The organism is Variovorax frigidus (genome assembly GCF_051216515.1).
Classification (GTDB): domain Bacteria; phylum Pseudomonadota; class Gammaproteobacteria; order Burkholderiales; family Burkholderiaceae_C; genus Variovorax.
This window is the reverse complement of record NZ_JBPJZF010000001.1, coordinates 189,144-202,108: the sequence shown is the minus strand read 5'-3', so window position 1 is coordinate 202,108 and position 12,965 is coordinate 189,144. Positions and strand designations below refer to the sequence as shown.

Annotated in this window: 12 protein-coding genes; 10 read left to right on the top strand and 2 right to left on the bottom strand. The window is 68.0% G+C overall.

Annotated features, from left to right (window positions below; genetic code table 11):
• Positions 1–57: 57 nt before the first annotated feature.
• Both kdsB and adk read left to right on the top strand, forming a co-directional pair.
• Positions 58–816 carry a 3-deoxy-manno-octulosonate cytidylyltransferase gene (kdsB, locus tag ACSFBC_RS00900; RefSeq protein ID WP_435508431.1) on the top strand — a complete coding sequence of 253 codons (759 nt, stop codon included), beginning with the start codon at positions 58–60 and terminating at the stop codon, positions 814–816.
• A 124-nt stretch (positions 817–940) separates the two neighbouring features.
• Positions 941–1,597 (top strand): adenylate kinase, encoded by a 657-nt coding sequence (gene adk / locus ACSFBC_RS00895; protein WP_435508430.1) that lies wholly within the window; start codon positions 941–943, stop codon positions 1,595–1,597.
• Between the two features lie 19 nt (positions 1,598–1,616).
• Here adk and ACSFBC_RS00890 read toward each other — a convergent pair whose 3' ends face one another.
• Positions 1,617–2,609 carry an asparaginase gene (locus ACSFBC_RS00890; RefSeq protein ID WP_435508429.1) on the bottom strand — a complete coding sequence of 331 codons (993 nt, stop codon included), beginning with the start codon at positions 2,607–2,609 and terminating at the stop codon, positions 1,617–1,619.
• Between the two features lie 72 nt (positions 2,610–2,681).
• Here ACSFBC_RS00890 and lexA point away from each other — a divergent pair, with 72 nt between their 5' ends.
• The 3 genes from lexA to ACSFBC_RS00875 all read left to right on the top strand — a co-directional run bounded on the left by lexA (position 2,682) and on the right by ACSFBC_RS00875 (position 4,972).
• Positions 2,682–3,356 carry a transcriptional repressor LexA gene (lexA, locus tag ACSFBC_RS00885; RefSeq protein ID WP_435508428.1) on the top strand — a complete coding sequence of 225 codons (675 nt, stop codon included), beginning with the start codon at positions 2,682–2,684 and terminating at the stop codon, positions 3,354–3,356.
• Between the two features lie 117 nt (positions 3,357–3,473).
• Positions 3,474–3,836, top strand: coding sequence for a hypothetical protein (locus ACSFBC_RS00880; RefSeq protein WP_435508427.1), 363 nt, complete (start codon positions 3,474–3,476; stop codon positions 3,834–3,836).
• Between the two features lie 128 nt (positions 3,837–3,964).
• Positions 3,965–4,972, top strand: coding sequence for a D-2-hydroxyacid dehydrogenase family protein (locus tag ACSFBC_RS00875; RefSeq protein WP_435508426.1), 1,008 nt, complete (start codon positions 3,965–3,967; stop codon positions 4,970–4,972).
• Positions 4,973–5,026: 54 nt separating this feature from the next.
• Here the strand turns inward: ACSFBC_RS00875 and ACSFBC_RS00870 are convergent, their stop codons facing one another.
• Positions 5,027–7,198, bottom strand: coding sequence for a type IV pilus assembly protein FimV (locus tag ACSFBC_RS00870; protein ID WP_435508425.1), 2,172 nt, complete (start codon positions 7,196–7,198; stop codon positions 5,027–5,029).
• 208 nt (positions 7,199–7,406) lie between these two features.
• On the opposite strand from ACSFBC_RS00870, the gene ACSFBC_RS00865 reads away from it, so the two are divergent.
• Genes ACSFBC_RS00865 through ACSFBC_RS00845 form a run of 5 tightly spaced genes read left to right on the top strand, consistent with a single transcriptional unit; the run spans position 7,407 to position 12,935 of the window.
• Positions 7,407–8,927, top strand: a complete 1,521-nt coding sequence (locus ACSFBC_RS00865; protein ID WP_435508424.1) for a 3-hydroxyacyl-CoA dehydrogenase — start codon at positions 7,407–7,409, stop codon at positions 8,925–8,927.
• Positions 8,928–8,955: 28 nt separating this feature from the next.
• The gene (locus ACSFBC_RS00860) at positions 8,956–9,735 is read left to right on the top strand and encodes an oxepin-CoA hydrolase, alternative type (RefSeq protein ID WP_435508423.1); all 780 of its coding nucleotides are present in this window, start codon (positions 8,956–8,958) and stop codon (positions 9,733–9,735) included.
• Positions 9,736–9,795: 60 nt separating this feature from the next.
• The gene (locus ACSFBC_RS00855; protein WP_183023630.1) at positions 9,796–10,515 is read left to right on the top strand and encodes a Crp/Fnr family transcriptional regulator; all 720 of its coding nucleotides are present in this window, start codon (positions 9,796–9,798) and stop codon (positions 10,513–10,515) included.
• A 22-nt stretch (positions 10,516–10,537) separates the two neighbouring features.
• Complete coding sequence (locus ACSFBC_RS00850) at positions 10,538–11,626, top strand: phosphotransferase (RefSeq protein WP_435508422.1); 1,089 nt, start codon at positions 10,538–10,540, stop codon at positions 11,624–11,626.
• Between the two features lie 37 nt (positions 11,627–11,663).
• The gene (locus tag ACSFBC_RS00845) at positions 11,664–12,935 is read left to right on the top strand and encodes an acyl-CoA dehydrogenase family protein (RefSeq protein ID WP_435508421.1); all 1,272 of its coding nucleotides are present in this window, start codon (positions 11,664–11,666) and stop codon (positions 12,933–12,935) included.
• Positions 12,936–12,965 lie beyond the last annotated feature (30 nt).

Below are 12,965 nucleotides of genomic sequence, written 5' to 3'. Positions count from 1 at the left end.
GGTCGCCGCGGTACTGCGGCGCGCTCCTCCGGTCTTCGCACTTTTCCTGTCGTCACCATGCACGTCCCCTTCACCGTCCTGATCCCGGCGCGGCTCGCCTCCACACGCCTGCCCGACAAGCCCCTGGCCGACATCGGCGGCCTGCCGATGGTGGTGCGCGTCGCGCAACGGGCGCGCGCCTCGGGCGCATCGCGTGTGGTGGTGGCGGCGGACGACCGCCGCATCGTCGAGGCCTGCACCGCGCACGGCGTCGAAGCGCTGCTCACGCGCACCGACCATCCGAGCGGGAGCGACCGGCTGGCCGAAGCCTGCACCCAGCTCGCGCTGGCCGACGACGCGATCGTGGTCAACGTGCAGGGCGACGAACCGCTGATCGACCCCGCCCTGATCGATGCCGTCGCCCAGGTGCTGGCGGCGCAGGACGAGGCCGTGATGAGCACCGCGGCCCACCCGATCGGCAGCGCCGAGGAGTTCGCCAATCCCAACGTGGTGAAGGTGGTGCTCGATGCACGCGGTCACGCGCTCTATTTCAGCCGCGCGCCCATTCCCTGCTGGCGCGATGGCGCCGCGCAGGCCGTGCCGAGCGATCCCGCGCCGCTGCGCCACATCGGCATCTACGGCTACCGTGCCGGCTTCATCCGGCGCTTCCCGACACTGACGCCAGCGCCGGTCGAAAGCACCGAGGCGCTGGAGCAGCTGCGCGCGCTGTGGCATGGCTTTCGCATCGCCGTGCACGTCAGCGCGGACAACCCGGGCCCGGGGATCGACACGCCGGAGGATCTGGCGCGGGTTCGCGCCCTGTTCACCGCACGCTGAGTCCCTCTGCCGCACCGCATTTCGTCACGAAAAACGCGTGCTATCCTCGACGCAACTCCGTCTTGCACAGGGCCGCATTGGCATGCACGGCGTGACAGAAATCTAAGAACCGTCCGAGGACACCATGAGACTGATTTTGTTGGGCGCCCCCGGCGCAGGTAAAGGCACGCAAGCCGCTTTCATCTGCCGCAAATACAACATTCCGCAAATCTCCACCGGCGACATGCTGCGCGCCGCCGTGAAGGCCGGCACGCCGCTGGGCCTGCAGGCCAAGGCCGTGATGGATTCGGGCGCGCTGGTCAGCGACGACCTGATCATCAACCTGGTGAAGGAGCGCATCGCGCTGCCCGATTGCGCCAGCGGTTTCCTGTTCGACGGCTTCCCGCGCACCCTGCCGCAGGCCGACGCGATGCGTGCCGCCGACGTCAAGCTCGACTACGTGCTCGAGATCGACGTGCCTTTCAGCGACATCATCGAGCGCATGAGCGGCCGCCGTTCCCACCCCGCCTCGGGCCGGACCTACCACGTCAAGTTCAACCCGCCCCAGGTGGAAGGCAAGGACGACGCGACCGGCGAAGAGCTGATCCAGCGCGAAGACGACAAGGAAGAGACCGTGCGCAAGCGGCTCGACGTCTACAGCCAGCAGACCCGGCCGCTGGTCGACTACTACGCCGCCTGGGCCAAAGCCGAACCGGCGCTCGCCCCCAAGTACCGCGCCATCAGCGGCGTCGGCACGGTCGACGAAATCACCCAGCGCGCGCTGGCTGCGCTCGGCAACTGATCGATCGCCGAGGTCGGCGTCAGGCCCCTGGCGCCGCCAGCAGCAGTTCCAGCATCAACGCGATGCGCGCCTTCACCGGCGTGAGCGCACCCGCATCGCGCAGCGCCGCGTGCGGCGTGGCGAGAATCCGGCCCTCGCTGCAACGCGTGGCGCGCACCACCGCCACGCCCTCGTCCTGCGCCTTCACGGCTGCCGTCTCCAGGGCGTGATGCAGCGAGCCATTGCCCGTGGCTGCCAGCACCAGGCCCTGCACCGCATCCGCGGCGCCTGAACGGCGTTCCTGCAGCAAGGCTTCGACGAGGCGGCCGCCAGCGCCGGCGTGACTCGTGAGGATCTCGACGCGCGGCCAGCCCGCGACATCCGTGTTCACCACCCGCGCCAGCCGCGCGGCCGCATCGGCTCGGCCCTCCGCCGTAGCGCGAAGCCATCGCACAGCGCCCTCCTCCACATAGCCCAGCGGGCCGGCATCGCCCGAAGCGAAGGCATCGAGCCGGTAGGTGTGCACCTTCCGCACGTCGACAGCGCCGTGCACCGTGCCGGCACAGGCGGCCATCACCCCGTGTGCGCCCGGCGTCGCGGCCACCGCGATCGCGTCGCGCAGGTTCTGAGGACCGTCGGGCGCCAGTGCGGTGGCCGGGCGCATGGCGCAGGTCAGCACCACCGGCTTGGTGGGCGCCAGCACCGACTGCAGGAAGAAGGCCGTTTCCTCGAGCGTGTCGGTGCCGTGCGTGATCACGACGCCGGCCACATCGTCGCGTGCGAGCCAGTGGCTGCAGCGCGCCGCCAACGCCTGCCAGACCGCGAAATCCATGTCCTTGCTGTCGAGTTGCGCGACCTGTTCGCTCCGCAGCGTCAGCCCGGCGGGCAACGCCAATGGCTGCACCAGAGCCTCGACCCCGATCTGGCCCGCCACATAGCCCAGGTTGTCGCCTGCGGACGCGGCCTGGCCGGCGATCGTGCCGCCGGTTCCCAGCACCACCACGCAAGGGATCGATTCACTTTTTGTCACCATGGCTTGCAAAGTCCGGAAAACTGTTTAAAAATACAGGCACTGGATATACAGACAGTACCAAGGAGATTCACCATGCCGTTCGCCGTCAAGCTTACCGCCCGTCAGCAGCAGATTCTGGACCTGATCCGCAGCACCATCGCCCGGACCGGGGCGCCGCCGACGCGTGCCGAAATCGCGGCCGAACTCGGCTTCAAGTCGGCCAACGCGGCCGAGGAACATCTGCAGGCGCTGGCGCGCAAGGGCGCGATCGAATTGCTCAGCGGCACCTCGCGCGGCATTCGGCTCAAGGGCGATGCGCTCCGTTCGCTCAACCAATCGCGCGACAACCAGTTCTCCCTGTCCCTGCCGGGCATGGCCCAACTGGCCCTGCCGCTCGTCGGCCGCGTCGCGGCCGGCTCGCCGATCCTGGCGCAGGAACATGTCGACCAGACCTACTACGTCGAGAACACGCTGTTCCAGCACCAGCCCGATTACCTGCTCAAGGTGCGCGGCATGTCGATGCGCGACGCCGGCATCATGGACGGCGACCTGTTGGCCGTGCAGTCCACCAAGGAGGCGCGCAACGGCCAGATCGTGGTGGCCCGCCTCGGCGACGAGGTCACGGTGAAGCGGCTCAAGCGCAACAAGCTGGTGATCGAGCTGCATGCGGAAAACCCCGACTACCCCACCATCGTGGTCCAGCCCGGCGAGCCCTTCGAGATCGAAGGCCTGGCCGTGGGGCTCATCCGCAACACGATGCTGATGTAGACCTTTTCAAATCAACGGCTGCGCCAGGTGGCGGGCGTATGGCATGAGGCCATCACCCTGTCGCAGCCGGATCGAAGCAATCCTGCCTGTGTTCAACCTCTGACTTCTGGAGTTCGCATGGGAATCGTTTTGCTCACTTTCGTGGATCTGCTCTCGCCGCTGCAATCGCTGGCCAGCCGCTGGATGCCCACGCAACGTGCACGCCGCAGCGGCGGCATCGACCTTCACTCGGACCTGCGCTACGTGGCGGTGCGCCCGTCCTGCACCGCCAAGAACATCGATGCGCCCCACGCTGCCGTGGGCACGGCGCGCGTCACCCGCCCCCTGCGCGTGGTGCGCACGGTCGATGCACAGCAGCCGGGGCGCCGCGCCGGTCGCGTGGTGATCTCGGGCCGCCTGGCCGACGTCTGCGCCGAACTCGACCGCCTCGCCGCGCTCGAGGCTGCAGAGACCATGCACAAGCCGCACGCGCTGCACTGAGTCCGTCGGTACCAGGGCCCGGCGAGGGCTCTCGACGCGCGCCGTCGCACCTCCGTGCATCCCGTTACGGGCCACGGTTGCCGTGGCATGCGCATGCTTTCGGGTGACGCGAGGCACAATGGCACGCCATGAACATTGTGATCCTCGACGACTACCAGGATGCGGTGCGCAAACTGCAATGCGCGGCCAAACTCGATGCCTACGCGGCGAAGGTCTATACCAACACGGTCCGAGGCGTCGGCCAGCTGTCGGTGCGGCTCAAGGACGCCGACGTGATCGTGCTGATCCGCGAGCGCACCCAGATCTCCAGACAACTGGTCGAGAAGCTGCCCAAGCTCAAGCTGATCTCGCAGACCGGCCGCATCGGCAACCACATCGACATCGGCGCGTGCACCGAGCAGGGTGTGGCCGTGGCCGAGGGCAGCGGCTCGCCGCTGGCGCCGGCCGAACTGACCTGGGCCCTGATCATGGCTGCGATGCGCCGGCTGCCCCAGTACATCAGCAACCTCAAGCACGGGGCCTGGCAGCAGGCGGGGCTCAAGTCGGCCTCCATGCCGCCCAACTTTGGCCTGGGCTCCGTGCTCAAGGGCAAAACGCTCTGCATCTGGGGCTACGGGCGCATCGGGCGCATGGTCGCACGCTATGGCCAGGCCTTCGGCATGCAGGTGCTGATCTGGGGCCGCGAACAGAGCCGGGGTCAGGCGCGCTCTGACGGCTTTCAGGTCGCAGCCAGCCGGGAGGACTTCTTCGCGGCCGCCGATGTGCTGACCATCCACTTGCGCCTGAACGACGAAACCCGCGGCATTTTGACGCTGGAGGACCTGTCGCGCATGAAGCCGACCGCCTTGTTCGTCAACACCTCGCGCGCCGAACTGGTCGAGCCCGATGCCCTGCTCGCGGCGCTGAACCGCGGTCGGCCCGGCATGGCGGCCATCGACGTGTTCGAGAGCGAACCACCGTTGCAGGGCCATGCGCTGCTGCGGCTGGAGAACTGCATCTGCACGCCGCACATCGGCTATGTCGAGCAGGACAGCTACGAGCAGTACTTCGGGCAGGCCTTCGACAACGTGGTGAGCTTCATTCGCGGCAACCCGACGAACATCGTGAACCCGGGCGCGTTGCAGGTCCGACGCTGACATTCGGCGGAGGGTGCGCCGCCCTGGCGCGCCCTCCGTGCGTCGTTCAGGCCTTCAGGTCCGCCGCTTGGGCTTGGGCGCGATCTCGGCCTCGGTGGCCGGATCGAAAAGCTGCAGGTCCAGCGGCGCTGGCGTCGCGGGAGTTTCGATGTCGAACGACAGCCAGTCGGACGGCGCCGGCGTCGGCCGCTGCGAGGCGTCCATGGGCGCCAATGCCGCCGGTGTCGTCGTGGCGAGCAGCGTGGTGTCGAAGTCGATGATCCCGTTGACCGCCTCGCGCTGCGCGCGCTCGATGGCAGCGGGCTCCGTGTCGTGCGCCATGCCCTCGTCGAGCGTGCCGTAGATCGACGGCAGCGCTGCACCCGGCACCGTGACCGCATCGTCCCTCAGCGCATCCGGCTGGGTCTCCTGCGACTCGTAGCGCGCCTGCAGATCGACCGCGAGCATCCTCGACTCCAGCCCCGCCTCGTGCGTGTCGAGGAAGGACAGCGGCGTCACCGGTGTCGGCGGCGCGCTGTGGGGATCGATGACTTCCTTGGCCACCGAATACAGCAGCAACAGCTCGCGATAGGCTGCCAGATCGAAGCTCTCGTCGCCACCACGGGCGCCAGGCTTGCGGAACACGAGTTCCTCGATCAGGCCCAGGGTGCCCGGCCCCGGCCATTGGGCCTCGATGCGCGCCAGGGCGTTGCGGTAGTGCTCGAGGCCATTGCCCACTTCGGCGAAGTGCTCGAACACCGGCACCTCGGCATTGAAAGCGCGTTCGAACTCGCTGGCCACCCGTGCATAGTCTTCACGACGCTCCAGCGAGTGGTAGATGCGCAGCAGGTCCAGATAGGCCAGCGCGCTGGTTTCCGGGTTGTCGGCGATGTGCTCGCTGAGCACCGCGATGGCTTGGTCGTGCTGCCCCAGCGAGACAAAGAAGTCCGATTGCTGTTGCACATCGAACAGTTCCTCGGTGTTGACATGGCGTGTCGGCGCGTCGGCCTCGTCCAGCGGCTGCGGCACCGTGTCGTCGTAATGCGTGTTGTGCACCACGGGCTCGGCGGCAAATGCGCTCACGGCGCTCGATGAAGACAGGACGGCCGGCCGCACGTCGGCATCCATGCCGTCGTGCACGACGCTCGCGACCGGGGGCTCGATCACGTCCGGCGCGATGCTGTGGGGTCCGCCGTCGTCCCGGAGCGGCGCATCGCCCCACCATGCGGGCCTGTCGCCGCCATTGCGCACCAGCCGGTACAGCAGGGCCAGCGCAATGAGCGCGAGCAGCAACAACAGCACCAGGACATAGACCAGCGGATTGGCATAGCGGCTGTCACGCGCCTCGGCCAGCTCGCTGCGCATCTCCATCAGCATGCGCTGGTTCTGCGCACTTTGCTCACGCAGCACCTTGAGCGTCGCCTCGAGCGACTGCAGGCGCTCGTTGGCACGCTGCAGTTCCTCGGGTGGCACGGCAGCGGCAACCGCTGCGTCGGACGGCGTGGGCGCCGATGCCGATGCGCCTTGTACCGGCAACGGTGCTGGCGCCGACGCACCTGCCATCGGGGCCGATGCGGCGGCTGCGGGGTTGCGCACGGATGCCGGATCCAGGCCTTCGAGTTGCAGGCGAGCACCGCTGGCCGTGCTCCGGGGGACCTGCACGGCAGCGATGGTCGGCGCGGCAACCGCGGCAGCAGGTGCAACCACGGGCGGCTTGGCGGACGCGACGGCGCGGCGCGGTGCGGCGGCCCGCTGCACCGGCCGGCGGGCTTCGCCAGCGTCGGCGTTGCGGTTGCGCGCAGCGGCGGGCCGCGGTGCCGGCGGGCGAACGCGCTCGCGGGGCGCCGAAACAGGCGGCGCGACCGTGCCGTCGTCGGCATCGGCTGCCGAGGAGGAAGAAGACACGCCACCGCGCGCACCACCGGAGGGCTCGTTGCGGGCACTGACGGCCGGAAGCGAACGCGGGATGGCCGCATCCGCGCCGCCTACCACGCCCACGTCGGACGGCATGTCGGCCAGCAGCACGTACTGGCGCGAAGCGTTCATCTGGCAGCCGGCGCGAACGGTCAGTTGCACCACCGGTTCGTCGACGGGCACGCTCGAACGCACATGCAGCCGCAGGGTGCCCTGCGAAGCACCCGCGCCTGCAGATACAGTCACGCGTCGATCGTCGACACGCGTGCCGCCCTGCATGAGTTCGACTTCCGCACACAGCGCGTCCCGGCTCTCGCCTTCTGCCAACGACACCGGGATCACCAAGTCGAGCGGACGCCCGACCCAGACGGCACCCTGCGGTTGGCCGAGCGTCAGTGCAATCGATGGCAGGGCAAAGCCGAGTAAAAACAGGGATGCAGCGAGTTTGTGAAAGTGCAAGATGAACCCAAAAGGCAACCTAAAGTAAACACATTTTGACACGTTTGTCGCGCTGCTCATTACACACCGGATCTTTATCAAAATGACTGTGAACTATTCCAAAGTGGCCGTGGTCGGCGCTGGCGCCATGGGGCGCGGCATCGCCCAGATTGCGGTGCAAGCCGGCAGCACCGTGCTGATTTTCGACACCTTCGCCGGGGCGGCCGAACGTGGTCGCGGCGCCGTGGTGGCGCAGTGGCAAAAGCTGCACGAAAAAGGAAAGTTCGATGCCGCGCAACTGAGTACCTTGAGCGATCGACTGCACGCGGTGGAGTCCCTGAGCGCCCTGGCCGATTGCGACCTGGTCATCGAGGCCGTGGTGGAAGACATGGCGGTCAAGCGGCAACTCTTCCGTGAACTGGAGGCCCTGGTGGTGCCATCGGCCACGCTCGCGACCAACACCTCGTCGCTCTCGGTCACCGCGATCGCGGCCGGGCTTGCGCACCCGGAACGGATCGCCGGCTTCCATTTCTTCAATCCGGTCCCGCTGATGAAGGTGGTCGAAGTCGTCGCGGGCTTCAAGACCGATCCGGCCATCTGCCGGCAGCTGGCCGGGTACGCGGTGCAGATGGGCCACAGCGCGGTGCAGGCCCAGGACACGCCCGGCTTCATCGTCAACCATGCGGGACGCGGCTTCGGCACCGAGGCGCTGCGCATCGTCGGCGAAGGCGTGGCCGATTTCGCGACGGTCGACCGCATCCTCAAGGACCAGGCCGGCTTCCGCCTCGGCCCCTTCGAACTCATGGACCTGACGGCGCTGGACGTCTCGCATCCGGTGATGGAATCGATCTACCGGCAGTACTACGAGGAGCCCCGCTACCGTCCCAGCGTGATCACCGCGCAGCGCCTGGCCGCCGGCGCGCTGGGCCGCAAGACGGGCGAGGGCTTCTACCGCTACGTGGAGGGCGCCGCGCAGGTCACGCCCGAGCCGGCCGCACCCACGGTCGATGCACTGCCGCCGGTCTGGGTGTCGCCGCGTGCGGCCCGCCGCGCCGAGCTGCTCAAGCTGATCCACACGCTGGGCGCGCAGATCGAAACCGGTGCGGCGCCCTCCTCGCAGGCCCTGATCCTGGTGGCGCCGCTGGGCTTCGACGTGACCACGGTGGCCGCGGTCGAACGCCTCGATGCGACGCGCACGATGGGCATCGACCTGATGATCGACGATGCCGCGACGAAGCGCCGCGTGCTGGCCACCAACCCCGCGACGCGGATCGACATGCGCAACGCGGCGCACGCCCTGTTCGCACGCGACGGCAAGGCCGTGAGCGTGATCCGCGACAGCGGCGGCTTCGTGACCCAGCGCGTGGTCGGCACCATCGTCAACATCGCGACCGACATGTGCCAGCAGCGCGTCTGCTCGCCGGCCGACCTCGAAACGGCCGTGCGCCTGGGCCTGGGCTATCCGCGCGGCCCGCTCGCGATGGGCGACCTGTACGGCCCGACCAACATGCTGGAGGTGCTGTTCAACCTGCAGACCGTGTACGGTGACCCGCGCTATCGCCCGAGCCCCTGGCTGCGCCGGCGCGGTGCGCTGGGCCTGAGCCTGATGCACGAAGAAGAATGAAGAAATAGACCAGACGAGAGACAGCCAAATGACCGCCGAACTCAAGAGCACCACCGAAGGCAGCACGATGGTGCTGACCCTCTCCAATCCCTCGATGCGCAACGCGCTCGATCCGGCCATCTACGCGGCCGGCATCGAGGCGCTCAACGGCGCCGAAAGCAGCGTCGAGATCCGCAGCGTGGTCATCGTGGGCGAAGGCCCGTGGTTCTGTGCCGGCGGCTCGCTGCAGCGGCTGCAGGCCAATCGGCAGCAGGCGGCCTCGGTGCAGGCCGAGTCGATCGAAGGCCTGCACAACTGGATCGACTCGATCCGCACTTTCCCCAAGCCCGTGATCGCGGCGGTCGAGGGTGCGGCCGCCGGCGCCGGCTTCTCGCTGGCACTGGCCTGCGACTTGCTGGTGGCGGCACGCGATGCGGTGTTCGCCGCCTCGTACGTCAACGTCGGCCTCTCGCCCGACGGCGGCATGAGCTGGCACCTGGCGCAGGCGCTGCCGCGCCAGTTGGCCACCGAATGGCTCATGGGCGGCGAGCGCATCGGCGCACCGCGCCTGCATGCGGCCGGCCTGGTCAACGAACTCGCCGACACCGGCCAAGCCCTGTCCGTCGCATTGCGCCTCGCGGCCCACCTGGACGGCAAGGCCCCCAATGCACTGACGAGCATCAAGGAACTGCTCAACGAGGCGCGTGGCCACACGCTCTCGTCCCAGCTCGCGCAGGAGCGCGATCACTTCGTGCGCAACCTGCACCACCCCAACGCCGGGATCGGCATCGACGCCTTCCTCGCCAAGCAGAAGCCCCGCTACGCGTGAGCTGACACGCGTCGCTCCCGAGACATCTTTGCCACTTTCAGTCGCCGACAGGACAGACCTATGGACGAGCCCATTCTTACCATCGACGAACGCGAGGCGATCAACAACGGTCGCTGGTTCTCTTCTCTTTCTCCCTCACTGCGACACGACATCCTCCGATGCGCCTACGTCAAACGTCACAAGGACGGCGATCTGCTTTGCGCCCGCGGCGACCCGCCCGAGCAATGGATCGCCTGCGCCCGGGGCGCGGTCCGCGTGAGCTCGACGACGGTGTCAGGCAAGCAGGTGACGCTGACCTACGTCGAGCCGGGCATCTGGTTCGGCGACGTGGCGATGTTCGACGGGGACCGACGCACGCACGATGCCTATGCGCACGGCGACACGACCACGCTCAACGTGGCGCGCGCCGACTTCCAGAAGATCCTGGCCAACCACGTCGAGCTCTACGAAGCGCTGATGCGCCTGCAGGCCCGGCGCATCCGACAGCTCTTCGGCCTGGTCGAGGATCTCAACACCCTGCCCCTGCGCGCACGCCTGGCCAAGCAGCTCACGCACCTGGTGCGCAGCTACGGTGCCCCGGCGCTGGACGACGGCAGCCACATGCGCATCGGCCTGCACCTGGCGCAGGAAGAACTGGCGCAGCTGCTGGGCGCCTCGCGCCAGCGCGTCAACCAGGAGCTCAAGGCCATGGAGCGCGAGCACATCATCCGCATCGAACAGGGCGGCCTGGTGGTGCTCGACCGGGCCGGGCTCATGCGCCTTTCCGAAGCCGACCTTTGACGACGAACCCCATCGCCACTTCATGACCCAGGACTTCAGCAACTTCATCGGCACCCGCGCGGTCTCGCAGCAGCACGCCTTCGACGTCGAAACGCTCGCCGCGTGGCTCGAGGCCCACCTCGATGGTTTCAAGGGTCCGCTGACGGTGGAGATGTTCAAGGGCGGCCAGTCCAACCCGACCTACAAGCTGGTCACGCCCACGCAGAGCTACGTGATGCGCGCCAAGCCTGGCCCCGTCGCCAAGCTGCTGCCCTCCGCCCATGCGATCGAGCGCGAGTTCAAGGTGATGAGCGGCCTCGCGGGCACCGACGTGCCCGTGCCGCAGATGCACTGCCTGTGCGAAGACGAGTCGGTCATCGGCCGGGCCTTCTACGTGATGGAGTTCAAGCAGGGCCGCGTGCTCTGGGACCAGTCCCTGCCCGGCATGGACACCGCCGAGCGCAGTGCGATCTACGACGAACTCAACCGCGTGATCGCCGCGCTGCACAAGGTCAAGTTCGCGGAGCGCGGTCTGGCCGACTACGGCAAGCCCGGCAACTATTTCGAGCGCCAGATCGGCCGCTGGAGCAAGCAGTACGTCGCCTCGATCACCGAGCCCATTCCCGAGATGGACCGGCTCATGGCATGGCTGCCCGCCCACATGCCCGACAGCGCACGCGACGCGTCGATGACCTCGATCGTGCACGGCGACTACCGGCTCGACAACGTGATGTTCCATCCGACCGAGCCGCGCGCCATCGCCGTGCTCGACTGGGAGCTGTCGACGCTGGGCCACCCGCTGGCCGACTTCAGCTACCACTGCATGTCCTGGCACATCGCGCCCGGCGCCTTCCGCGGCATCGGCGGCCTCGATGTGGAAAGCCTGGGCATCCCCACGCAGAGCGCCTACATCCGCCGCTATTGCGAGCGCACCGGCCTGACCACGCCCGAGGCGCTGGCGCCCGACTGGAACTTCTACCTCGCCTACAACCTGTTCCGCATGGCGGCCATCCTGCAAGGCATCGCCAAGCGGGTCGAGGCCGGCACCGCCTCGAGCGAACAGGCCGTGGCATCGGGCCGCGGCGCGCGTCCGATGGCCGAAATGGCCTGGGCCTTCGCCAGCAAGGCCTGAGCGCCGAGATTCAACCGTTCACCCCAGGAGACGACCAATGGACTTCGAGTATTCCGCCAAGACCAAGGAACTGCAGCAACGTGTGAGCGCGTTCATGGACGCGCACATCTATCCGGCCGAGGCCGCCTACACGGCCGAGCTGGCCGCGAACACGGCCGCGGGCAAGCGCTGGACCGCCCTCAAGACCGTCGAGCAGCTCAAGGAAAAAGCCAAGGCTCAGGGTCTGTGGAACCTGTTCCTGCCGGTCGACAGCGCGGCCGCTTCGGGCTACGAAGGCGCCGGCCTGACCAACCAGGAATACGCGCCGCTGGCCGAGATCATGGGCCGCGTGCCATGGGCCAGCGAGGCCTTCAACTGCTCGGCGCCCGACACGGGCAACATGGAGACCATCGCGCGCTACGGCTCCGAAGCCATCAAGGCACGCTGGCTCAAGCCGCTGCTCGAAGGTGAGATCCGCTCGGCCTTCGCGATGACCGAGCCCGACGTGGCCTCGAGCGATGCGACCAACATCTCCACGCGCATCGAACGCCAGGGCGACGAGTACGTGATCAACGGCCGCAAGTGGTGGATCTCCGGTGCGGCCGACCCGCGCTGCGCGGTGTACATCACCATGGGCAAGACCGATCCCGAAGCGGCGCGGCATTCGCAGCAGAGCATGGTGATCGTGCCGGCCGACGCCAAGGGCATCAAGGTGATCCGTCCGCTCAACGTGCTGGGCTACGACGATGCGCCGCACGGCCACGTCGAGATGACCTTCGAGAACGTGCGCGTGCCGGTCGACAACATCCTGCTGGGCGAAGGCCGCGGCTTCGAGATCGCCCAGGGTCGCCTCGGCCCGGGACGCATCCACCACTGCATGCGCCTGATCGGCCTGGCCGAACGCGCGCTCGAGCTGATGTGCCGCCGCGCCTCGTCGCGCGTGGCTTTCGGCAAGACCGTCGCTTCGCAGACCGTCACGCAGGAACGCATCGCCGAAGCGCGCTGCAAGATCGACATGGCGCGCCTGCTCACGCTCAAGGCTGCCTGGCTGATGGACGTGGCCGGCAACAAGGTCGCGAAGAACGAGATCGCGATGATCAAGGTGGTGGCACCGTCGATGGCCTGCCAGGTGATCGACTGGGCCATGCAGGTGCACGGTGGCGGCGGCATGTCCGACGACTTCCCGCTCGCCAATGCCTATGCCCAGGCGCGCACGCTGCGCTTCGCCGACGGCCCGGACGAAGTGCACCGCAATGCGATCGCCAAGTGGGAGCTGGGCCGCTACGCCGCCGACAAGCGCGAGATCGAGCCACCCGTCACGCGCTTCTGATCCGTTGCCGTGCCATGAAGCCGCCCGCGC